Annotated in this window: 20 protein-coding genes and 1 pseudogene; 8 read left to right on the top strand and 13 right to left on the bottom strand. The window is 67.8% G+C overall.

Features of this window, described 5'->3' with window-relative positions:
- Positions 1 to 52: 52 nt before the first annotated feature.
- Together QM711_RS18600 and QM711_RS18605 are read left to right on the top strand one after the other, a co-directional pair.
- Positions 53 to 1,528 (top strand): APC family permease, encoded by a 1,476-nt coding sequence (locus QM711_RS18600; RefSeq protein ID WP_415102096.1) that lies wholly within the window; start codon positions 53 to 55, stop codon positions 1,526 to 1,528.
- The gene (locus QM711_RS18605) at positions 1,525 to 2,403 is read left to right on the top strand and encodes a universal stress protein (RefSeq protein ID WP_415102098.1); all 879 of its coding nucleotides are present in this window, start codon (positions 1,525 to 1,527) and stop codon (positions 2,401 to 2,403) included. Before QM711_RS18600 ends, QM711_RS18605 begins: the two co-directional genes overlap by 4 nt.
- Before the next feature lie 69 nt (positions 2,404 to 2,472).
- Here QM711_RS18605 and pdxH read toward each other — a convergent pair whose 3' ends face one another.
- The 8 genes and pseudogenes from pdxH to QM711_RS18645 all read right to left on the bottom strand — a co-directional run.
- Positions 2,473 to 3,108 (bottom strand): pyridoxamine 5'-phosphate oxidase, encoded by a 636-nt coding sequence (gene pdxH / locus QM711_RS18610; protein ID WP_415102100.1) that lies wholly within the window; start codon positions 3,106 to 3,108, stop codon positions 2,473 to 2,475.
- Positions 3,109 to 3,226: 118 nt separating this feature from the next.
- On the bottom strand, positions 3,227 to 6,031 hold the full coding sequence (locus QM711_RS18615; RefSeq protein WP_415102102.1) for a LysM peptidoglycan-binding domain-containing protein: 2,805 nt from the start codon (positions 6,029 to 6,031) through the stop codon (positions 3,227 to 3,229).
- Position 6,032: 1 nt separating this feature from the next.
- Positions 6,033 to 6,455 carry a TadE family protein gene (locus QM711_RS18620; protein ID WP_415102104.1) on the bottom strand — a complete coding sequence of 141 codons (423 nt, stop codon included), beginning with the start codon at positions 6,453 to 6,455 and terminating at the stop codon, positions 6,033 to 6,035.
- Positions 6,452 to 6,808 (bottom strand): TadE/TadG family type IV pilus assembly protein, encoded by a 357-nt coding sequence (locus tag QM711_RS18625; protein WP_415102106.1) that lies wholly within the window; start codon positions 6,806 to 6,808, stop codon positions 6,452 to 6,454. The genes QM711_RS18620 and QM711_RS18625 overlap by 4 nt, the downstream gene beginning before the upstream one ends.
- The gene (locus QM711_RS18630) at positions 6,805 to 6,984 is read right to left on the bottom strand and encodes a hypothetical protein (protein WP_415102108.1); all 180 of its coding nucleotides are present in this window, start codon (positions 6,982 to 6,984) and stop codon (positions 6,805 to 6,807) included. Before QM711_RS18630 ends, QM711_RS18625 begins: the two co-directional genes overlap by 4 nt.
- Before the next feature lie 24 nt (positions 6,985 to 7,008).
- Positions 7,009 to 7,887 carry a hypothetical protein gene (locus QM711_RS18635; RefSeq protein WP_415102110.1) on the bottom strand — a complete coding sequence of 293 codons (879 nt, stop codon included), beginning with the start codon at positions 7,885 to 7,887 and terminating at the stop codon, positions 7,009 to 7,011.
- Complete coding sequence (locus QM711_RS18640; RefSeq protein WP_415102112.1) at positions 7,884 to 8,735, bottom strand: type II secretion system F family protein; 852 nt, start codon at positions 8,733 to 8,735, stop codon at positions 7,884 to 7,886. Before QM711_RS18640 ends, QM711_RS18635 begins: the two co-directional genes overlap by 4 nt.
- Positions 8,732 to 9,757, bottom strand: a pseudogene (locus QM711_RS18645) (CpaF family protein); the annotation flags it as partial. The pseudogene QM711_RS18645 and the gene QM711_RS18640, both read right to left, overlap by 4 nt.
- Before the next feature lie 126 nt (positions 9,758 to 9,883).
- On the opposite strand from QM711_RS18645, the gene QM711_RS18650 reads away from it, so the two are divergent.
- The 5 genes from QM711_RS18650 (at position 9,884) to QM711_RS18670 (ending at position 16,698) form a co-directional block, all read left to right on the top strand.
- Positions 9,884 to 10,915: a tyrosine-type recombinase/integrase gene (locus tag QM711_RS18650; RefSeq protein WP_415102114.1), complete on the top strand. Its 1,032-nt coding sequence runs from the start codon at positions 9,884 to 9,886 to the stop codon at positions 10,913 to 10,915.
- A gap of 66 nt (positions 10,916 to 10,981) precedes the next feature.
- Positions 10,982 to 12,270 (top strand): IS3 family transposase gene (locus QM711_RS18655; RefSeq protein WP_415102116.1). Its coding sequence is split into 2 segments (ribosomal slippage): positions 10,982 to 11,255 and positions 11,255 to 12,270, totalling 1,290 coding nucleotides; the frame shifts between segments, so codons are not numbered across the junction.
- A 424-nt stretch (positions 12,271 to 12,694) separates the two neighbouring features.
- Complete coding sequence (locus tag QM711_RS18660; RefSeq protein ID WP_415102118.1) at positions 12,695 to 14,431, top strand: tyrosine-type recombinase/integrase; 1,737 nt, start codon at positions 12,695 to 12,697, stop codon at positions 14,429 to 14,431.
- Positions 14,424 to 15,014: a DUF6262 family protein gene (locus QM711_RS18665; RefSeq protein WP_415102120.1), complete on the top strand. Its 591-nt coding sequence runs from the start codon at positions 14,424 to 14,426 to the stop codon at positions 15,012 to 15,014. Before QM711_RS18660 ends, QM711_RS18665 begins: the two co-directional genes overlap by 8 nt.
- A 25-nt stretch (positions 15,015 to 15,039) precedes the next feature.
- The gene (locus tag QM711_RS18670) at positions 15,040 to 16,698 is read left to right on the top strand and encodes a hypothetical protein (RefSeq protein WP_415102122.1); all 1,659 of its coding nucleotides are present in this window, start codon (positions 15,040 to 15,042) and stop codon (positions 16,696 to 16,698) included.
- A 16-nt stretch (positions 16,699 to 16,714) separates the two neighbouring features.
- On the opposite strand, the gene QM711_RS18675 is transcribed toward QM711_RS18670, so the two are convergent.
- The 4 genes from QM711_RS18675 to QM711_RS18690 all read right to left on the bottom strand — a co-directional run bounded on the left by QM711_RS18675 (position 16,715) and on the right by QM711_RS18690 (position 19,457).
- Entirely contained in the window at positions 16,715 to 17,263 is a 549-nt protein-coding gene (locus tag QM711_RS18675) for a hypothetical protein (RefSeq protein WP_415102124.1), read from the bottom strand.
- Positions 17,260 to 18,024, bottom strand: coding sequence for a hypothetical protein (locus QM711_RS18680; RefSeq protein WP_415102126.1), 765 nt, complete (start codon positions 18,022 to 18,024; stop codon positions 17,260 to 17,262). Before QM711_RS18680 ends, QM711_RS18675 begins: the two co-directional genes overlap by 4 nt.
- Positions 18,024 to 18,641, bottom strand: coding sequence for an SAF domain-containing protein (locus tag QM711_RS18685; RefSeq protein WP_415102128.1), 618 nt, complete (start codon positions 18,639 to 18,641; stop codon positions 18,024 to 18,026). The genes QM711_RS18680 and QM711_RS18685 overlap by 1 nt, the downstream gene beginning before the upstream one ends.
- Before the next feature lie 111 nt (positions 18,642 to 18,752).
- Positions 18,753 to 19,457: an NUDIX hydrolase gene (locus QM711_RS18690; RefSeq protein ID WP_415102130.1), complete on the bottom strand. Its 705-nt coding sequence runs from the start codon at positions 19,455 to 19,457 to the stop codon at positions 18,753 to 18,755.
- A gap of 97 nt (positions 19,458 to 19,554) precedes the next feature.
- Between QM711_RS18690 and QM711_RS18695 the strand changes: the two genes are divergently transcribed.
- Complete coding sequence (locus tag QM711_RS18695) at positions 19,555 to 21,243, top strand: FAD-dependent oxidoreductase (RefSeq protein WP_415102132.1); 1,689 nt, start codon at positions 19,555 to 19,557, stop codon at positions 21,241 to 21,243.
- 7 nt (positions 21,244 to 21,250) lie between these two features.
- Here the strand turns inward: QM711_RS18695 and QM711_RS18700 are convergent, their stop codons facing one another.
- Complete coding sequence (locus QM711_RS18700) at positions 21,251 to 22,681, bottom strand: CCA tRNA nucleotidyltransferase (RefSeq protein ID WP_415102317.1); 1,431 nt, start codon at positions 22,679 to 22,681, stop codon at positions 21,251 to 21,253.
- Positions 22,682 to 22,687: the final 6 nt, after the last annotated feature.

Here is a 22,687-nt window from a genome sequence, read left to right on the forward strand (position 1 = left end):
AGCCGCTAGCTTGTCCTCCACGTCCTGTCGGACAAATCATTCGGGAGACAAGATGAGTGTGCCCATCGGAGAGCAACTTCGGCGCCGGAAGCCGATCGTGTTCCAACACCTGCACCATAAGGGCGAGGAACTCGCCCGCAATATGGGCACGTTCCAGCTGATGATGTTCGGTGTCGGTGCCACGGTGGGTACCGGCATCTTCTTCGTGCTCAGCGAGGCGATCCCGAAGGCCGGCGCCGCCGTCATCATCTCGTTCATCATCGCCGCCGCGGCCGCGGGCCTGTCGGCGCTGTGCTACGCCGAGATGGCGTCCGCGATCCCGGTCAGCGGGTCGACCTACTCCTACACCTACCACGCGCTCGGCGAGGGTGCGGCGGTGCTGATCGCGGGCTGCGTGCTGCTGGAGTACGGCGTCGCCGTCTCCGCTGTGGCCGTCGGCTGGAGCGGCTACTTCAACGAGCTGCTGCACAGCCTGTTCGGATTCACCCTGCCCAAGGTGCTGTCGGTCTCGTTCGTCACCGGTCCGGACGGCGTCCCGACCGAGGGCGGGGTCAACCTGCCCGCGATGGTGCTGATCCTGCTGTGCATGCTGCTGCTCCTCCGCGGGGCGTCCGAGTCGGCCACCGTCAACGCGATCATGGTGCTGATCAAGCTCGGCGTGCTGGTGCTCTTCACCGCGATCGGGTTCAGCGCCTTCAACGCCGATCACTTCAACAACTTCTTCGCCCAGGCCGCCGGGATCAGCGCCGCGGCCGGCACGATCTTCTTCTCATTCATCGGCTTGGACGCGGTGGCGACAGCCGGTGAAGAGGTGAAGAATCCACAGAAGGCGCTGCCGCGGGCCATCATCGGCGCGCTGCTCATCGTCACCGTCATCTACATCCTGGTCGCCGCGGCCGGTATCGCCGCCAAGCCGGTCGACTTCTTCTCCACCGAGGCTGCCGGCGAGGCGGGCCTGGCCAAGATCCTGGCCGACGTCACCGGCAACCAGGTCTGGTCGACGATCCTGGCCGCCGGAGCGGTGATCTCGATCTTCTCGGTCACCCTGGTCACCCTGTACGGCCAGACTCGCATCCTGTTCGCCGTCGGCCGGGACGGCCTGATTCCGAAGAAGTTCCTGCAGGTCAACCAGAAGACCATGACGCCGACCTACAACACCGTCTTCGTCTCGGTGCTGGTCGCGATCGTGTCCGGCTTCGTGCCGGCCGACTACCTGTGGGAGACCGTCTCCATCGGCACGCTGGTGGCGTTCTCGGTGGTCGCCGTCTCGATCATGGTGCTGCGCCGGACCCACCCCGACCTCGAGCGCCCGTTCAAGGTGCCGCTCTACCCGGTGGTGCCGATCCTGACCGTCGTCGCCTGCGTGTACGTCCTGACCGGGCTGGCCGCGGTCACCTGGGCGATCTTCGGTGGTTGGATGATCATCGTGTTCGCGTACTACTGGTTCTACGGACGCCGCCACGCCACCCTCAACACCTACAAGTCACTGGAAGAGATCGCCGAACCAAAGGGTAAGGACGAGGAATGACATACCTGGTCAGCTACCGACCACCGACCGACGACTCGGGGGTGCTGGCACTCGCCTGCCAGTTCGCCCGGTCGGAGGCGGGCACGGTGCACGCATTGACCGTGGTGCCGCGCGGCTGGGAGACCTCGGCCGGCAGCGCGACGGACGGCGAGTTCGAGACGTGGGCCGCCGAAGAGGGCGAGGCAAGCGCCCGGGCCGCCCTCGAACTGCTGGCCGACGAACCTGATGTGACCGCCGAGGCGACCTGGGTGACCGGACGGTCGGTGCCGGCGGCCATCACGGACCAGGCCGAGAAGCTCGGCGCGACCCTGATCGTGGTCGGCTCGGGCAACGACGGCCCGGAGGGAAGGATCGCGGTCAGCTCGAAGACCGACCGGCTGCTGCACTCGTCACCGGTGCCGGTGGCGCTCGCCCCTCGCGGCTATCGGCCCGCTCCGGGCTCGAAGATCACCCGGGTCACGCTGGCCTTCCGCGACGACGACATCACCTGGAAGCTGCTCGACGACGTGGCCGACATCTGCAGGCGGGTAGGGGCCGAATTGCGGCTGCTGACCGTTGCGCTGAAGCATCGGACGATGGTGACCTCGCCGGTGCGAAACGACGAAGACCTGGTCTTCGCCAAGCTGGTCGAGCAGGTCAAGGGAGCACAGGTGGAGGCACTCGAGCACCTGTACAAGCATGACGGCCTGAGCGCGACCGTCGACCTGGCCCGCGGCTCCACCTGGGCCGAGGCGCTGGGCGGCATCGAGTGGGCCGACGGCGATGTGCTGGTAGTCGGGTCGTCACGCACCCACAAGCTGGCCAATGTGTTCCTGGGCTCCGGCGGGGCCAAGATCGTCCGCAATTCGCCGGTCCCGGTCATCGTCGTCCCCTGACGACCGCTGGTCGAGCTTGTCGAGCCCCTTGTTGGTCGAGCGTGTCGAACCCCCGAGAGACGCCCTGGGTCAGGGAGCCAACCGCTCCCTGACCCAGTTGCCGTCCGGGAGCAGACGGTAGCGCAGCCGATCGTGCAGCCGGGAGCGGCGTCCCTGCCAGAACTCCCAGAGTTGCGGCAGCACCCGGAAACCACCCCAATGCTCGGGCCGCGGTGGGTCCTCGCCGTAGCGTTCTGATGCCGCGGCGGCGTTGGCGGCCAGAACCTCCCGGTTGGCGATCACCTCGCTCTGCGGCGACGCCCAGGCACCGATTTTGGAGCCGACCGGACGGCTGGCGAAGTAGGCGTCCGACTCGGCGGCCGGGGTGCGCTCGACGACGCCTTCGATCCGCACCACCCGCTCCAGTTCGGCCCAGTGGAATTGCAGCGCGGCGACCGGGTTCGCGGTCAGCTCGCGGGCCTTCCGGGAACGGTAGTTGGTGTAGAACACCAGCCCGCGGGCGTCGAAGCCCTTCAGCAACACGATCCGGGTGGACGGCCGGCCGTCCGGCCCGACGGTGGCTACCGTCATCGCATTGGGCTCGCCGACACCGGCGGCGATGGCCTGGCAGAACCAGGCGGTGAACTGCGGCAGCGGCTCGTCGGCAGCCGACGCCTCGTCCAGGCTGTCCCGCTCATAGCTGAGCCGCATCGCGGAGGGATCCATGCCGGTGAGCCTACGACCCGCTCTGGGCCCTGCCGGCACCCGTCTGTTCGGCACCGACTACGAGGAGTACCGCAGGTACGTTCCGCGCTGGTTCCAGGGCTCGTCGATCGGCGCCCGCTCAATGCGCGGCACGCGACCGTGGCCGTCCCTCCATCGCCCGCTGACAAGCATCGACGGTCTCCGGAGCCAGATCGACCCCGAGGGCGCGAGCCTGTCCGGTCACCCAGCGCACCAGGCGCTGCACCTCGGCGGTGTTGCCGGCCAGCACTTCGGTGTTGATCCGCTCCACCAGCAGCAACTCGTCCTCGGGAGCGGCCAGCAGGGCCCGTGCCGCGGCCCAGCGGGCGACGTCCAGGTCGTTGTTGCGGACGGCCCACCGAACCAGGAGTACGCCGGCGTCACGGATCAGCGAGGTCATGTCGGTGCGCAGTTCCTCGGCCCAGCGCCACTGCCCGGGCGCGGCGTCGGCCAGCGGCGCGCCGCGCACCAGTTCGAGGACGCCGATCAGCGACTCCGGCGCCAGCCGGTTGAGGCCCGGTGCGGTCAGCACCTGGATCCGCCGCCAGTCCGACTCGACGGCCGGGTGCAGAGCGATCCGGCCCGAGTAGGCCTCGGGCAGGTAGGGCGCGCCCGCGGCGTCCGAACCGAGCCAGGAGCGTAGCCGGGACATGTTCGAGCGCCTGGTTGTCTCTGCGACCACCAGCGCCGAAGCCATCTGGGTCGCGACGCTGCGCGGATTCTCCAGCAGCCACCCGCAGTACTCCTCGCATTGCCGGCGGGCGCGGGTCGGTGCCGGCCCGGCCGCACCGAGCAGGTCGATCGGGCCGAGCAGCCTCAGGTAGGGATGGTCGACCACCTCGGGTTCGCGCTCGTCGAGCCGCACCGACTCGCGCCGCGGTGCCAGCGCGCGGACGTTGTCGGCGTCCGACCACCACGGTGCCGGCGACTCCGCCGGGGCGTCCGTGGCCGCGAAGATGGTGCCGATCGCCGCCCGGGTGTGCGCCGGAATCAGGTGCGCCCGCAACTCGACGCCCTCGGGATCGAGCCGGGCTCGCGGGTGATCGTCGTCCCCGGCCAGTACCAGCGCACGATCGCCCGGACCGGCGATCACCCCGCCCACGCCCAGATCGGGATCGCCGAGCAGGTCGCCGAACCGTCGCCGGGTGTCCGGATCGAGGTCGTCGGCAACGATCACGATGTGGGCGGCGCCGGCCTCGGAGCGGTCCGGGTCCACCCGGAGCAGCACGGTCGGGGACTCGTCGGCGGATCGTTCGTCGATCAGGGTGGTGAGCGCCGGCAGGGCGCCGGCGGGATCGGCGTGGTAGCGGACCAGTTCGGGGCAGGCGGCCCGGACGAACATCTCGTCGCCACCGACAACAGTCAGACCGAGCTCACAGGCCCATGGCGAGCAGGACAACTCGACCGCCATTGCCGCCGCGGCCGCGTGCCGCAGCGGTCTGGATCCGTCGAGTGCCAGTGGCGAGCGGTCCTCCAGGTCGATCATCAGCCAGCGGCCGTCGTCGTCTCGGCCGATGGTCACCAGTGCCGGGAAGGGCACCGGATGGGCCGAGGACGGCAACTCGCCGGCCGTGCGCTGCGACAGCCGCCAGCGGTTTCCCTCCCCGGTGAAGCCCTTCGGTGGGGCTGTGGCCGGCGCCTGGGCCCATTCGAATGTCACGCCGGCCGCGTCGAGCAGCACCAGTCTCGGGTGTGGCAGCGGGATGCCGGTGGTCTGGGCGTGCCTGCCGAGCGCCCGCAGTGCGACCTCCAGCAGGGCGGTGGTATCCGGCCGCTGGCGGCGTCCCAACGCAGTTTCGTACTGCCGGACGTCGACCGGAGGGTGGCTGATCCGGCGTCCGACCGGACGAACCCGCAGTTGATCGAGCCGGCCGGCTCCCACACCGGCCAGGATCATCGCCGCGGCCGCACCGGACAGTCCACCGATCAGCGGCCAGGCAACGTCTGGAGGTGCGGTCGCCCGCGGGGTCGACTGCGCACTCGGCTGCCCGGGAGCCGGGGTCGGTGGGTTGCCGGTGGGCTGAGCTGAGGTGGGTTGTGCTCCGGTGGGTTGTGCCGGCTTGCGCACCGGCCTGCCCTGACCCGGCGCGGGGGCTGCCGAGCGGCGTCCCGGGACCACCAGCTTCCAGCCGATGTCGATCCGGTCCGGATCCTTGATCTGTTCTCGGTTGGCACGGAAGATCGCCGGCCACTTACCGGTGTCACCCAGATGCTCCTTCGCCAGTCCGCTGAGGGTGTCGCCGCGCTCGACCACCACGGTCAGCGGCTGCACGCCCGGGGACGGCCGGGACTGTTCGGACGCGTCGATGCCAGGCTGCCGGGACGGCGACGCCACCTCGGGCACGGCCAGGCGGACACCGGCGGTCAGGTCGAGAGTCGGGTCGGCGAGCAGCGCTGGATTGGCATCGGCCAGCAACCGCCACTTGGCCCCGTCGCCCAGGAGTTGCTCGGCGATGCTCCACAGGTCGTCGCCGGGGCGGACCAGGTAGCGAGTATCCGTTGCCGGGGCGTCGGAGCCGGTCGTCTCGTCATCGAAAACCGTCGCCCCGGGGCTCGGGGCGGTGGCGGCATGCGCGCTCGCCAGAGGTTGGACGACGCCGGCCGACAGCGCGGTGATCACCAGCGTGCCGGCCAGCGACTGCATTCCCCCTAGTAAGGGAACTCGCACCGCGACCGGACGGCGTCCGAGCACGTTGACCGCCTCGACCAGCACCGAGACCGTGAAGGCCAGCCACGCCACCCATGCCACCAGAGTCAGCCCGCCGAGCACCGCGGAGCCGTCGTCGGGACGCAGCAGCCCGCCCAGACGCAGCGGCGAGACGCCCCACTGCACCAGGGCGGCGGGCACCGCGCCCACGATCGACAGCAGCACCAGGGCCGCCGCGAGGGCACGCAATCGAACCACTTCAGCCTCTCCTTCGATAGCGATCCAGGACCGCACCGGCCTCGGCGCTCACGTCCCACGAACCCGGCCAGCCAGGCACCAACAGATCGGCCAGCGGCACCGTGCAGGTGACCCGGGTCTGCACCCGGGCCGGTTGTCCGACCGGCACCTGGAAGCCGGCCAGGTCGACCCCTACCCGAAGTGAGCTGCAACTCAACCCGCGGGTGGTGGCCTGGTCCCGGGCGACGGCGTCGGCGGCCGCGCGTGCGTCGCCCGGAGCCAGTTCCAGCGACGCCGCTCGCGCCGCCGTGGCGGCGATCTGCTCGACGACGGTGTGTGCCTGCCACACCCGGGCCGCCCCGATGGTCACCGCGATCAGCAGTCCCAACGCGGGCACGATCAGCGCGAACTCGACGGCGGCCGTCCCTCGCTCGGAGCGGATCACGGTCGCGTCTCCAGCGGCATCACGGCGTGCTCGGTCACCGCACCGAGGCCGAGATCGATGATCAACGGCGCCCGGGCCGTGACGACGGCTCGGACCGCGCCCGGGCTCCGCTCGATCCGGACGACGACCCCGGTCAGGCCGCCGGCATCCGCGATCCGGCGCGCCATCGCCGCCGCGTCCCCGTCCGAGCCCCGGTCCCAGGCGACGTGTTCGGTGGCTGCGGCAGCGGCCTGGCCGGCCACGTTGCGTCCGTGCAGCCAGACCCCGGCCTGGATCGAGCCGAGAACGACCAGCATCAGCACAGGGATCAGCAAGGCCCACTGGGTGGACTCCGAGACCCCGCGCTCGCTCACTTCAGCGAACCGAGCTTTCCGTTGATGAAGGCTGTCACCAGCCCGACGATGAGCGTTGCCACACCGACTGCGCCGGCGAGCAGCAAGGCGTTCTCGGTGGACTGGGACAGACCCTTCTCGTCCCGTTTGGGTGGGTTGAGCAGGAACCCGATCAGGGTGTGCACAAAGGCGGTCATGGCGGTACTCCTTCTACGAGGACATCAGGTGCTCAATATCCTGAGCAGGGGTGGAACAAGGAACAGCAGCCCGAAGATCAGGCTGGGGATGACCATCAGGAAGGTCATCCGTTCGGAGATCGTCGCCGCCTCCACCTTGGCCGCGGTGAGGTGCGCGTCCCGCAACTCCTTCACCCGGGCCCGCAGCGCGTCGGAGAGCGAGGCGCCGGAATCGTCCAGTTTCATCACGTCGGCGACATCGCACAGCGCCGGCAGTTCGAGGTCCTCGCCCAGCCGCTTCAGTTCGGCGAACGGCGCCCGCTGCTCGAGCCGGGACCGTTGCAGTGAGTCGCGGATGGCCATGAAGACGGCCTGGTCGGAGACGGCCGCCGCCGCATGCAGCGACTGCGTGGCGCTCGAGTTGGCCAGCCGCTCCAGGGTGACCAGGTCCATGAAAGTGAGCAGCGCCTCGGTCGCATCGGACGCCGTGTGCGCCGCGCCACGGCCGATCACGATGTCGGGGGCTAAGAAGCCGACGATGCCGAGCACCAGTGCCGCCACCACCGGGATCGCGATCGAGGTGCCGCCGGTGAGCAGCAGCGCCAGCCCGGCCAGCGACGGCAACAGCAACCCGGTCAGGGCGCCGACTGCCTTATAGGTGTAGAACCGGTCCACTCCGATCGCCCGCAACTGCAACTGGCGGACGACCCGTTCGTCGAGTCCGTGCGGCAGCCGGCGCCGCAACCAGCCACCCAGCCGGTCGATTCCGGAGGCTTGGCTGACCGGGGCCGCCTGCGTCCGGCCGTCCAGCATCCGCAGCGCATCGTTGAGCCTGGGATGCACGCGGACGAAGAAGCGGGCGAGTGCCCACAGGCCGGCCGCCAGCAGCACGCCGGATCCGATCGCCATCCACAGCCCGCTCATCGCAGACTCCGCAGAATCCGGTCCCGACGCCGCGGGCTGGTCATCCGGCGCAGCATCAGCAGAGCCGCCACGTAGAGCCCGATCAGGGTCAGCAGGATCGTCTGGCCGAGCGGCGTCCCGTACGGCGCGAAGAAGTCGCGGCCGAACACCAAGGCCACCGCGAGGGCCGCGATCGTGATGATGGTCACCTGCCGGACGACGATGCGCGGTTTGGCGCGTTCGGTCTCGATCTCGCGCCTGGCCCGGAGCCGGTCCTGGATCGAGTCGGCCAGCGCAGCCAGGGTGGCCGCCGCGCCGGTGCCGCCCCGCTCGGCAGCGAGCGACAACGCGGCCAGGACGGCGTCGGCGTCCGGCGAATCGAGTTCGTCGGCCATGGCCCGCAGCGCCTCCGGTGTCGTCCACCGACCGTCCAGGCGCGAGACCAGCAGGGTCAGCGGCTCCGCCAGCACGGCGGGCGCGTTACGCACCGAGATTCGGATGGCGTCGGTGATGGATCGCCCGGTCGGCAGCGTCGCGGCCAGTGAGCGCACCCAGCGGTCGAGTACCTCCAGCAACTCGATGTCGCGGTTCGGTGGTGCGCTCAGCAGGATGGGCAGACCGATCACCGCGACCGGGACCACGAGTGCCATCACGCCCATCCCGGTGACCGCGGCGAAGCCGATCCCGGCGATGACGCCGATCGCCAGCCGCGCCCCGTGTGCCTTGGCCAGCTCACGCAGCATCCTCACCGCCGTCCGCCCGTGCGGCTGGCGGCGCGGCGGTGGAGTCCGGCGGCTCAGACCCGCGGCGACCAGCACCAGCCCAACGGCCATCAGGATGCCGAGCAACGCGGCCAGGGCTGTCGTCATGGCTGCTCCCAGGCCGCGTCGAACTCGGCCAGTTCGTCGGCGAAGCCGGCCTCCGGGTGGAAGGTCGCCGAGCGGCCGGCGGTCGGGGCTGCGTAGACCAGGTGGGTGATCGGCCGTCCGGACTCCATCGCGCCGGTCAGCTGACGGATCTCGGCGACCCGGCGGGTGCGCCGTCCGCCACGCCAGGTGTCGTCGACCAAGCGGACGTAGACGAGTAGATGGATGTGGTGACTGATCTGCCGGTACGCCTCGTCGACGCTCAACACGCCGCCCTGCGCGACCCGCAGCGCCAACCGGTCCATGGTGGACGCCGCCGAATGCGAGTGCGTCGTGGACAAAGTCCCGGCTCCGGACTGCATGGCTTCAAACATCGCGCCGGCCTCGGTGCCTCGCACCTCGCCGACGACCAGCCGGGAGAGGTTCTGCCGCAGTGCCTCAGGAATGAGGTCGGCGACCGTGTACTCGCCGAGCCGGCGGCCGTCCTGGTGTTCGCCGAGGCCGACCTTGGCCTGCAGCGCCAGCATGTTGCGCCGGTTCGGCCGCAGGTGGGTGAGCAGCTCGTAGTCGGTCTCCAACGTGCCGAACCGCTCGTTGTCCGGGATCGCCTCGATCAGGGCCCGCAACAGCGTGGTCTTCCCGGCGCCCTGGTCGCCGGAGATCACGATCGACTTGCGCGCCATCACCGCCGAGTGCAGGAAGCGTCCCACCTCGTCAGGAAGCATTCCAGTGTTGACCAGGTCGCGCAGCGAAACGTCGGTGAGAATGTGCTGCCGGATGGTGATCGAAGGCCGGTAGGACAACCCGAAGCCGATCGCGTGCAGCCGGAAGCGGTCCCCCAGGGCCAGCGTCATGGTGGGGTGGGCGTCGTCGAACGGACGTGCCGGCGAGACCGATTCGCCCAGGAAGCGGATCGCGTCGACCAGTTCCTGATCGGTGTCGGCGACCGGTGGCCGTTCCTCGCGGCGTCCGTCACCGAACTGCACCATCACCGTTATCTGCATACTCCTGTCGCATGTGGTGACGGGTGGGGGATCTTCGCTCGCCTCGTTGCCTCGCTGACTATCTGTTGGTTCGAGTGACTGGAGGTATGGATGTCTTGGCGGTCTGTTCGGGTGACGATGTCGGGGCCTGGCTCTGAGTCGTGGCTGGTGGTTGATGAGCATTTCCAGCCTCAGCGCGAGGCGCGGTCTTTCGTTGTGTGGATGCTCGCGAGGGGTTTGTCGATTCACACCCAACGTGTCTATGTGGGGCGGCTGGCTCGGTTTCTGTCCTGGGCCGATCGGACCGGAGTTGACTGGCGAGAGGTGCATCTGCTTGATCTGGCCCGCTACAAGCTCCATCTAGAAGCCGGCGGCCGATCAGGGCGAACGGTGAACGCGGCAATGATTACGCTCACTACCTTCTATCGCTTCTGCTCAGCCCACGGCCTCGTTGACCAGGCTGCCGTTGGGAGGCTCTTCGAGGAACGCCGGCTGCGGTTCCTGCCCCCAGGATTCAACCCTGGCGAAAATGGCGAGTTCACCCTCGTCCGTTCGCGGACCCTTCGCGCACGCGAGGAGCGTCTGCTGCCGATGGCGCTTCAAGAGGAGCAGGTCGGCTCTCTGCTCTCCTTTGTTAAGCGCCCCCGCGACGCCTTCCTCGTCAGCCTGATGGTCTCGGCCGGGATGCGTGTCGGGGAGTGCCTCGGCTTGCGCAGGGAAGACCTGCACTACCTGCCATCTTCGGCGGCCTTGGGTTGCGCCTTGCGGGGGGCCCACACCCATATCGTTGCGCGGCCCAACGAAAACCGTGCCCGAGCTAAGGGGCGGCGAACCCGGGTGGTGCCTGTGGATGCGGGAGTCGTGGAGAGTTACCGGCTCTACCAGTTGGAACGAGAGGCGCTGAGTCCAACGGGCGGAACAAGCGATTTTGTGTTCGTCAACCTCGATGGACCGGCCGCTGGCGCCCCGATGACCTATTGGCAGGCCAGGCACATGGTGGCGAATGTTGGTAGGAGAGCTGGCTACGAACTGAGACCACACATGTTGCGGCACACGGCGGCCACGAGGTGGATTCGTAGCGGCGTTGATCTGGATGTGGTGCAGGCGCTGCTGGGTCACGCCACCGCACAGAGCACCGCGGTCTATCTCCATGCTTCCGATGACGACATGCGCGGCGCCGTCGAGTTGGTGTCGCGATGAAGGTAGCTCTCCATGAACCGACCCAGGTTTGGTGCCGCATCCTTTTGAGTTGATTGGATGTTCATCATGCCGAAGAAGATTGATGCTGTGTTGCGTGAGCGCGCTGTCCGGCTCGTGCGCGAGCACCGGGCCGAGTACCCCTCGAACGCGAAGGCCATCGTGGCCGTCGCCCGCCAGGAAGGCGTCGGGGCGGAGTCGCTGCGGCGGTGGGTGGTGCAGGCCGATATCGACGCCGGTGACCGGGACGGGCAGACCAGCGAGGAACATGCCGAGATCCGCCGCCTCAAGTCGGAGAATCGGAAGCTGCGCGAGGACGTGGCGATCTTGAAAGCGGCGACGACTTTCTTCGTGGGGGAACTCGACCCCCGCAACCGTTGATCATGGGTTTCATCGATCGGATGAGGGCCGAGGGGCACGCGGTCGAGTCGATCATCCGCGTTCTGCGAGAGCAGGGCGTGAAGGTCGCCGCGCGCACCTATCGGGCGTGGCGGCAAGGCCGCATATCGATCCGGACCGTCACCGACGCGCAGGTCGTCGACGCCGTCCGTGACGCGACCTGGACCACGGTCATCGATGCCGAGGGGGTGGAGCGTCGGAAGATGACGCCGGAGGGCCTGTATGGGCGCAAGAAGATGACCGCGTTCATCCGACGCACCGCGATCGCTGACGCCTCACGCGGCGCCGTGGATCGTGCGATGCGGGCCCTGGGCCTGTCCGGGGTGACGCGTGCGAAGGCGATCCGCACGACGATCCAGGCGAAGGACGGGATCCGCGCCGGGGACTTGCTGAACCGGGACTTCACCGCCCCGCGGCCGGATCACACCTGGGTCACCGACTTCACATACGTCAGAACGTGGGCGGGCTGGGTGTATGTCGCGTTCATCCTCGACGTGTTCTCCCAACGCATCGTGGCCTGGCACGCGCAGACCACCAAGCACGTCGATCTGGTCATGATCCCGCTGCGAATGGCGCTGTGGGAACGCGACCGGCAAGGCCACCCTGTAGGCCCGAAGCAGCTCCGGCATCACAGCGATGCGGGCTCTCAATACACATCGATTGTGCTGACCGAGCACCTCGCGCTGGAGCAGATCGCACCGTCGATCGGATCGGTCGGCGACGCCTACGATAACGCCCTGATGGAGACGATCAACGGCCTCTACAAGGCCGAGTGCGTGCGTACGACGATCTTCCACGACGGCCCGTACAAGACCATCGCGGACGTCGAGTACGCGACCGCCGGCTGGGTCGACTGGTACAACAACCGCAGGCTTCACGGTAGCCTCGGAATGGTCAACCCCGACGAATACGAGGCGACCTACTACGCGACCCTCACCAAAGAGCCGCAACCCGCATAGAAGCGGCAAAGAACCTGGGTCGGTTCACCAACCCGTGTCGCCCTATGCCACTGAGTTTGGTGCGAACCCATCACAGCCATGGGTCGAGTCGATGCGCAAACGACTCAACCACGATTGGCGCCCCGGGGAATGGGATCCCAACACATGGTTCTTCCAGGGCCAGGTCGAGAATCCGCACACGTGGGTCTTCCACTGCTCGATGGAAGGTTGCGGGCGGTTCGCTGTGGCTCCTGGAGCACGATGCAAGTTCCGTCACACCAAACTGGAGGATGGCTCCTACCGACGGAGGGAGACCAGAGGCCCGTCACCAGATCCGCGCACGTTCGACCTGTCTCATCTCGACCCCCAACTTCGAGTTGAGTTCCTATTCGCACTGCAGTCCTACACCCAGCACAGGGTCGTGGTCCCTCACCGCGTGAAGACAATGACTAGCCTCCTGGCCGATGCGGTCAGCTTCTTCACCGTCCCGGAGTCAGTCCAGCACGCTTGGACACAAACTAGCCGCGGCTTCTTCCGTGCACTGCTCGCGGTATTGATCGCTGACAGAGCCCGCTTCGACGGAGTTGACCTGCACGCCGGTGACGTCTGGGATTGCGCACTGTTGGGGATGTTGCCGTCGGCCAGCCGGCCCTACCCAAGCACCTACGGCACCGTTTTGGACTTCCGTGCCGTCCACCAGATCTGGCTGAGGGAGCTGACCAAGGCTTGGGCCAAACACACCAATCCCTACGTAATGGATGTCCGAGTAACACTCAAGGCAATGGCAGCCGCGTCGATAATCTTGCTTGCGCACCCCCACGCTGACGACCCCAAGAGTCTCAGCAGAAAGGAAATCACCGCGATCATCGATGGGTTCCGTTCTGGACTGCTGGACGGAGTGAGCTACTCGATCAGTCACCGGAGAACCCTGTTCAACAGGTTCCGAGCGGTGTTGGACTTTGGACGAGCTGCTGGCCTCATGGACGAGATCCCGGGGACGTTCACAGTCGTCCGCACTGAAGGGCTCGCATACGCCAAGAGCACCGGCGAAGATCTACTTGGACGGGCGATCCCTGAACACGTCATCGATCAACTAAACCGGCAGATGCCGCTTCTGGGCGATTCGCACTACGAAGCGGGTGGGTGGACCTCCGGCGACTTCCAGCGGATGTATCAGACTGTCGTGCAGGTGATGCGCGACACCGGCCGCCGGCCAGGTGAAGTCGTGTCGCTGCAAGTCGGCTGCGTCAAGGAGATCCAAGGAAAGCCGACGCTGGTCTATGACAATCACAAGGCTGGGAGACCGGGGCGAAGGCTTCCCATCAACGCTTCGACCGCGGACATCATCGCCAGATGGGAGGCGCACCTCAGCACACTCCCCGGTCGTGACTACCGTGGAGATTGGCTCTTTCCAGCCCCGGGGCGTCGCGGCCGCGTCAGCCAACCAATCGGCTTTCTCTCACCCAGTCAGGTGTTCCGGCAGCTGCGGCGCTGGCTCGACGTCATGCCTCAACTCGTGGATGAAGGCCTGGATGACAACGGTGGACCCGTTCTGTTCGACCACGGCAGGGTTACCCTCTACGCGTTTCGCCACTCCTATGCGCAACGTCACGCTGACGCCGGCACACCGGTTGATGTGTTGCGGCGACTCATGGATCATGCGTCCGTGATGACAACCATGGGCTACTACACGATCAGTCTCGAACGTCGCCGCACCGCTGTCGCCGCACTGTCCAGCCTGATGGTCGACCGAAACGGTCGCCGACTTCTGCCTATCGCCCCAACCGACTACGAGCTGGGGACTGTCGCCGTCCCATATGGCAACTGCGCCGAACCATCAAACGTGAAGGCAGGCGGGGGCCACTGCCCCATCAGGTTCCAATGCGCCGGATGCAACTTCTACCGCCCAGACCCGTCCTACCTACCCGCCATCACCGCTCACGTTGCCGAACTACGCGTCAACAAAGAAGAGGCACTCGCCGCAGGAGCAGCCGAATGGGTGACCCGCAACATCGACGACCAGATCACCAGCTTCCACACCGTCCAAGCGGCTCTAGCGAGCCTGGTCGATTCTCTACCTGAGACTGCCCGCGAGGAACTCAGCGGCCACAGCAGAGAGATGCGCAGAGCGCGCGAGGTTCACTCCCACACGACAGTAAGAAACGGAGCACCCCATGAGTGAGGCCAGCACCGATCGGCTCCTCGCCGCAAGGCGAGCAAGCGCTAACGCAAAGCTCGAACGCGCCAAAGCCGCTCTAGACGCACTTCGCCGAGACGGGACCCCGATCACCTTCGCAGCAGTCGCCCGGACCGCCGGCGTGTCCACCTGGCTCACCTACAACCACCGCGAGCTGCGCAAAGCAATCGTCGAAGCCCGCGACCAAGCGGGTGAAGCTTCCCCTGTCGACGGTTCACCACAAGTGAGCCCGGCCGGCCTACGCGCCGAGCTGGAGATGGCACGGGCAGAGATACGAGAGCTGAGAGCTGAGAAGGCGAAACTGCTGCAGGCCCTAGGACGGCGCCTCGGCGCCGAACTCGAAGGGGAGACTCCGGCCAGCCTGGCCGAGCAACTCCGCCTCTCCAGGGCACGATGCACCGAGCTGGCGGCCGAGGTGGACCGAAAGACCACGGAAGCTCGACAAGCCATCGACGAACGCGACAACCTTAAGGCCGAGCTGGCGGCCGGACGAGAAGTGCTCAGGCGGATGATGATCGAACGGAATGCCGATGGCAAGAAGCCGACCGCACCTCACCAGTCAAAATAAGGCTCGGCGCCTTGAAAGGAACTCAATGACCTCGCACCTCGAATCAGATGCTCCAACTGGCAACTCGGGTCGGGAAAAGTCAGGGGCATATACCGCGCCCCTAACGCCACGCGCGGTCGAGCAACTGGTGGAGATACGCATTCAGCTTGAGGAAGCCGTTCGAGCGGTGCGATCCGCCGGAAAGTACCGGCGCGCTCAAGCAGCCGTCGCGATCGATGCAGTGGTCGAACGTTCGAGCAGTCTCATCGCAATAGCTCGAGGGCTCCCCCTCTCGCCGCAAGGCAAGCTCGAAGATACCATCAGCAAGCTGACGCAGGATCTGGGATCGGCATGGAGACCAACAGCCGTCCTTCCAGATGTCAAGCAGCTACGTCGAGTAAGAAACGCCGCTCAGCACGAGGGAATCCCGCCAGACCCTCCCCTCCTGAGCACCCTTTGCCGGTCCGCGGAGACCTACGTCGTGACCCTTATCGACGCCCACTTCTCGGTGGACGTTAAGAGCATCGTTCTCTCCCAGGCCATCCAGGACACGCAATGGCGATCCCAGTTTCAAGAAGCGGAGAACCGCCTTGCCGAGGGAGGATCCGGCATCGACCTGGCTCTAGGCATCATCCGCCGACTGCTTGCCAGCGCCGAGAAGCGTTGGAGGCGGTACTCCCAACCGATTGAAATGTCCCTGCCATATCGCGACAAGGCGACGCGTGACCTGCTGCGTCGCGTTGAGGCCCATCTGAGGACGGAAGAGTGGGTCTTCGCAACTCATCCAGCCGAGGCTCGCTGGGTCCGCGACGTGCTCGACTCACTTCCCGCTACCGTCGACGCCGATGAAGCCGAACGCGCCCTCAGCTATACGTTTGCGTGGCTGACTTCTCTTGAGATGGCCATCGCCGAATGGCCCGTGAGCCGCGTCCAGCGAGCACAAGTCAGGAAACGTCTCATTGGTCAGCCTGGCGAGATCCCTTCGATCAGTGACGAACTCTCGATCGTTGAGGATCATGCAGAGGGCTCAAGCGTCCGGGTCCAGCTTCGTGGAGTGCCACCTCACGATGCCTACGACGAATGGTCAGAAAGGCTCTCCAAGAGACTCCCCGACGAGGACGGCATTCACTGGACCGTGCACCACGACGGAACCGTCGAGTGGTACATCAGGCCCAGCACCCCGGAGGCTGCTGCCCACGGAGCGGCCATGCTGCAGCAGGCACTCCTTGACTCCTCTCTACCCGAACTACCGGCCCCCCTACTACCACCGGCCCAAAGTGGCGCGGACCTCGGGGCAGAGAATCAAGCCCTGCGGCGAGGCCTTCAAGCAGGCGAACTACCCCCCTGGGTTACTGACATCACCCTTGAAGTGCTCGAAGGGGACGCTGAGCCCTGGGTCGTAGTGACCGTGTCATCCCTCATCGGCACCCTGGCCGACGGACTCTGGGGCCTACGTCAGCTAATCGACGGCTACCCTCAAGTATCGGAATGCAATGCTGCCGGGATCGACTTCAACAAAGTGCGCATTAAACCTGCCCTGCCTCCGCCAGAAATTGCGCGCGTGCTAGCCGACGTTCACAGGGTCATCGACGCTGAACTGCGCGAGCGCGAAGAACATCAACGGCTCAAGGCCGCGCGACTAGCCGCTCTCGAGCAAGCTGTCAGGACACAGCTGCGTCTTCCTGGCACAACCACACCGCGGTGACGGGGGCCCAGAGCACTCAGGAAGACTTCGTCCCTCTCGTTCCTTCAACGCCATAGCGGCAACTCAAGTACTGATACCAGGACTTGCAGATAATCACCGAGTCGTAGCCGTGGATCTCGATGTTCTCGGCTTCGGGAATCTCGAACAGCGGCTGCAGCCGTCCATAACCGAAGATCGCGTTCTCGACCCCCTCGGCATAGGCGTGCTCGAGCGTCATCGACCACAGCGCCCGGCCGTTGCTGGACAGGTCCTCGGCATGATCGCGGACGACCTGGCGCACCAGGGAACGGCCGAGCAACCGCCGGTCGACCTCCGGCATCGCGCCACCGTGGGTCTCGGTATAAGTCGCGAGAGCGGTGGTGATCAGCTCGGACGCCTTACGGCGCAGCATCACCACCACGCTCCAGTCGATGGTCACGGCGTCCGAACGGGCCGGCACCGGCCTGCTGCTCTTCCAGTCGGTCCCGTTGTCGTCGAGCGGACGCCGGCTCGGCAGCCGGTCGGCCGGGACCGCCGTCTCGAACGGCAGATCCTGCCAGAGCGGGATGGAGGTCAGCTTGGTCATCGGCGCGCCCCGATCAGCTCACGGGTCGCGTCGAGCCGTCCCGCGATCGAGGCGGACGCCGTCCGCAGGCTGCGGAAATACCCCGATTCGGCGAATCGCCGCGGAACTCCGGTGCCGTCGCTGAGCACCGCGGCCTGGGCCGGTGCGTGCGCCACCTCAGCTGCCACCGTGGTGGCGAACTGCTCCTGCACCTCGGCTCGGCCGTAGGGCATCCCGCTGCCGACCAGCAGCAGCGCCGTCCGATCGGAGGCCTCGGCCAGTCCGGGCAGGTAGAGCCGCAGGCCGGCGAGCGCGACCAGCGACGTCCGGGTCACCGCGAGGACCAGATCGGCACCATGGGTCAGCGATAGTGGCAGGCCGTCCACCCCGATCCGGCCCGCATCGATCAGCACGTCGCCGTCCCACGCGGCCAGCGTCGACATCAGCTCGGGCCAGGCGGACGCGAACAGGCCGACGACGCCCGGGTGCGGGAAGCCCGGCACGAATCCGGCCCGGTTGCCGGCCACCAGGGCTGGCAGTTCGACGGTCTCGCCAGCGAGCGCCGCCGCCATCGGACGCCCCTCGCGGCTGGCCTGCAGCAGCCGCGCCAAACCGCTGTGACCAGGATGTTCGCCGCGCAGGTAGCCAGCCAGGACGGCTTGGGTCGGGTTGCGGTCGGCGTCGACCAGCAGCACCGGCCGGGGCCAGGCCAGCGCCAAACCCAGCGCGGTCGTGGTGACCCCCGGCGCGTTGCCGGCCGAGGTCAGCACGACGGTGGCCATCAGAGCGCTCGCTTCACCACGACCAGCCGGCCGGCCGCAGCCAGCCGGGCGACCTGGTCGCTGACCGAATCCGCGACCGTCACCTCCAGCGAGGTGCTGCCGTCGACCAGGGACGCCGGGGCCACCGCGACCGTGGCCGGGATCGCCCCGCCGGCCTCTTTGCCGTCATTGACGGTGGTGAGCGGCACCAGTACCACCGGCGTCCCGGCCGGCAACGTCGAGATCGGCACCTGGCCCGGGTTCAGTTTCAGACCGAGCCGGGAGAAGCCCCGCTGCAGTTCCGGCTCGCCGATGGACGCCGGCGTGACCAGCGAACCGTTCGACAGGTCGGTCAGCGCGGACTTCCCAACCAGTTCGGCGGCCCGGTCGGCAGGCACCGTGTCGACACCCAGATGGCTGCCCAGGCTGACCGGACCCAGATCGGCGGCGCCGATCAGTTCACCGCGATAGATCGTCCGGTTGACCTTCAACACCGAGGTCGCACCGGCCACGCTGGTGTACAGCACGGCCGACCCGAGGCCGCCCAGGCAGATGGCGAGGATCCCGATCAGGATCCAGCGCAGATTGCGCCGTGGCCTGATGCTGGCGGTGGCCGGGGAAACGCTCGTGTCGGTCATCGTCGGGTACCTCGTGCTGGTGTAATGCGTCCGACGAGACTAAGTGCGTGAACTGACGACGCCTAGGTGTCTCAGGAAATCTGTGGATAACTACCCGGACGAGCCGACGAACTAGTCCCGGGTCAGCGGCGGATTCAGCGTGTTGACCAGGCCGGCCCGGTACAGCGTGGCCGGACGTCCCGGCCCCTCCCGCCGGGCGCGTCCGGTCTCGACCAGCAGCCCTGGTGTGCCGGTGATCTTGCGGTGGAAGTTGCGCGGATCGAGCGGACGTCCCCAGACCGCCTCGTAGACCACGCGCAGCTCGGCGACGGTGAACTCGGCGGGACAGAACGCGGTGGCCAGCGAGCTGTACTCGAGCTTGCCCCGAACCCGGTCGAGCCCGTCGCGCAGGATCGCGGCGTGGTCGAACGCCAGCCGGGACGCCAGGGCCGCCTCGATCGGCAGCCACCGCGACCGGGCCGGCTCGGTGCCCGGCACCGGGTCGGGGACGCCCGGCGCCAGTACCAGGTAGGCCACCGAGAACGCCCGGCCGCGGGGGTCGCGGGCCACGTCGCCGTAGCTGCGCAGCTGCTCCAGGTGGGTGCGCAGCCGGGCCAGGCCGGTCTCCTCGACGAACTCGCGGGCGGCCGCTTCGTCCAGGTTCTCGTCACTGCGGACGAAACCGCCGGGAAGCGCCAGGACGCCGGCAAACGGCTCCTCATCGCGGGTGGCCAGCCGGACCTGAAGCCGTCCCTCGATCAGAGTGAAGACCACCAGATCGACCGCGACCGCCGGCAGCAGCGCCGTCGAACCTGGGCTCCACTGGGAGTTTCGCACCGAGGAACGGTATCGCGTCATAGCGACGATTAGTGGGAGGCGCTGCTCGTCGGATGGACACTAATCCGAGTCGAGCTGGTGGTGGCACACTTCCGGCATGCCAGCACCGCGTCCGAAGCCGGCCATCGTCGTGATCGGGCATGAGCACCGCGCCCCGATGGTGGCCGAACTGACCAAGCGCTACGACGCCGATTACGAGATCGTCGCGCCGGCGTCCATGCCCGAGGTGGTCGAGGTGCTGCAGGGCCTGGGCGACGACCGGCGTCCGATCGCCCTGGTCGCCTGCGAGTACTTCACCGACGGCGAGAAGGCGACCCACGTGTTCGCCAAGATCCGGCGCTTCGTGCCGACCGCGCGCCGGCTGGTGCTGATTCCCGCCGACCGGTTCCGAGGGTCGACCACGGCCATGCGCGACAGCATCGCCAACGGCTCGATCGACGCGTTCCTGATGCTGCCGCAGGGTCCGCGCGACGAGGAGTTCCACTCCGCCGTCAGCGACCTGCTCAGCGACTGGGGCTCGACGGTCAACACCTCCGAGATCGACGGCACCCGGATCGTGGCCGACGCGCCGAGCGCCGACCTGTCCCGCATCCGCGACTTCCTCAACCAGATGGGCATGCCGCTGACCGTGCACCGCTCCGACTCCGAGGCCGGACGCGACGTGCTCGCGTTGGCCGGTCCGGACGCCGAGCTGCCGCTGGTGCACTCGCCGCAGCTCGAGGTGGTGCTGTCGCGTCCGAGCAACGCCGAACTGGGCAGCTTCATGTACAGCGAACCTGCCGAACTCGGCACCGGCGAACCGTTCGACCTGGTGGTGGTCGGCTCCGGCCCGGCCGGTCTGGGCGCCGCCGTGTACGCCTCCAGCGAGGGGCTCAGCACCCTCGTCCTCGACTCCGGGCCGATCGGCGGCCAGGCCGGCACCAGCTCGATGATCCGCAACTATCTGGGCTTCCCACGCGGCATTTCGGGGATGCGGCTGACCCAGCGGGCCCGCTCGCAGGCGCTGCGCTTCGGTGCCCGTTTCCTGATCGGACGCGAGGTGACCGGGCTGTCGGTCGGCACCGGCGAGCCGCACCGGGTGCTGCTGGGCGACACCCAGGTCGGCGCGCGCACCGTGCTGATCGCCACCGGCGTCGAGTACCGCCGCCTCGGCGTCCCCGCCATCGAGGAGCTGGTCGGACGCGGCGTCAACTACGGCACCGCGGCGACCACCGCCCGGGACGTGAAGCACCAACCGGTGTTCGTGGTGGGTGGCGGCAACAGCGCCGGCCAGGCGGCGGTACACCTGGCCCGGTTCGCCGAGTCGGTGACCATGCTGATCCGCCGGCCCAGCCTCACCGAGACCATGTCGCAGTACCTGATCGCCGAACTCGAGGGGAATCCGCGGATCACCGTGCGGCCATGCACCGCGGTGGTCGGCGGCGGCGGTGACGACGGACACCTGGCCTGGCTCGAACTGCGTGACCTGACCAGCGGCGGCACCGAACGGGTGGACGCCGCCGGCCTCTACCTGCTGCTCGGCGCCGCCCCGACCTGCCACTGGCTGCCCCGCGACATCGCCATGGACCCGCACGGCTTCGTGCTCACCGGTGCTGACACCCCGTGGCAGTCGTGGCTGGGCGGACGTCCCCCGGAGCCGTTCACCACCACTGTGCCCGGCATCTTCGCCGCCGGCGACATCCGCTGCGGCTCGATGAAGCGGGTGGCCTCGGCCAGCGGCGAGGGGGCAGCGGTGATTCCGCTGGTGCACGCACACCTGGCCGCCACCGCGGACGCACCGGCCTGAGCAAACCTCAGTTCCGCTCGGCCCACCAGGTCCGGAGCGCATCGGTCGCCGCCGCCTCGCCCAGCGGACCGTCGTCGATCCGCTTCTCCAGCAGGAATTTGTACGCCTCACCGACCGCCCGACCGGGCGGGATGCCGAGGATGGCCATGATCTGGGTGCCGTCCAGGTCGGGACGCAGCGAGTCCAGCTCCTCCTGCTTGGCCAGCTCGTCGATCCGCCACTCCAGCTGCTCGTAGGCGGTCCGCAGCCGGGCCGCCTTGCGGGCGTTGCGGGTGGTGCAGTCCGAACGGGTCAGCACGTGCAGCCGGTCCAGCTGGTCGCCGGCGTCCCGGACGTAGCGGCGGACGGCCGAATCGGTCCAGTCGGCGTCCGCATAGCCGTGGAAGCGCAGATGCAGCTCGACCAGCTTGGCCACCGCCTTGATCTGGTCGGTGGGGAACCGCAGCGCCTGCATCCGCTTGGTGGCCATCTTGGCGCCGACCACGTCGTGGTGATGAAAGGACACCTTGCCGCCCGGCTCGAACCGCCGCGTCCGCGGCTTTCCGATGTCGTGCAGCAGGGCCGCCAGCCGGGCGATCAGGTCGGGTCCGCCCAGTCGCCGCTCCAGGTCGATGGTCTGGTCGAGCACGGTCAGGGTGTGCTCGTAGACGTCCTTGTGCCGGTTGTGCTCGTCGCGTTCCATCCGCAGCGCCGGCAACTCCGGCAACACCTGGGCGGCCAGGCCGGTCACCACCAGCAGGTTCAGCCCGACTCGCGGATCGGGCGCCATGATCGTCTTGATCAGCTCGTCCCGGATGCGTTCGGCCGACACGATGGCGATCCGCTCGGCCATCGCGGTCATCGCCGCCACCACCTCGGGCGCCGGCCGGAACCCCAGCTGGGCAGCGAACCGGGCGGCTCGCAGCATTCGCAGCGGGTCGTCGCTGAACGACAGCTCCGGGGTGGACGGCGTGGTCAGCACCGCGTGCTGCAGATCGTCCAGGCCGCCGAAGGGATCCAGCAGTTCGCCGCTGGTCATGTCCAGTGCCATCGCGTTGGCGGTGAAGTCGCGACGCAGCAGATCGCCGCCGAGATGATCGCCGAACACCACCGCCGGCTTACGCGAATCGGAGCTGTAGGCGTCCGAGCGGAAGGTGGTCACCTCGATCAGCAGCTTGCGGCCGTCCGGCTCGGTGACCGCGCAGCCGATGGTGCCGAACTCGCGTCCCATGTCCCAGATCGCGCTCGACAGCTGCCGCAGCAGCCGTTCGATCTGGTCCGGCCGCGCGGAGGTGGTGAAGTCGAGATCGTTGCCGGCCCGGCCCAGCAACGCGTCCCGGACCGGTCCGCCGACCAGGTAGAGCTCGTGCCCGGCCCCGGCGAACAGTTCCGCCATCCGCAGCACCGTCGGCGACGACGCGCGCACCTGTTCCAGGGCGCTGCGCTGGGTGGAGGTCAGCTCGGG

The organism is Micropruina sp. (genome assembly GCF_047602385.1).
Classification (GTDB): Bacteria; Actinomycetota; Actinomycetes; order Propionibacteriales; family Propionibacteriaceae; genus Micropruina.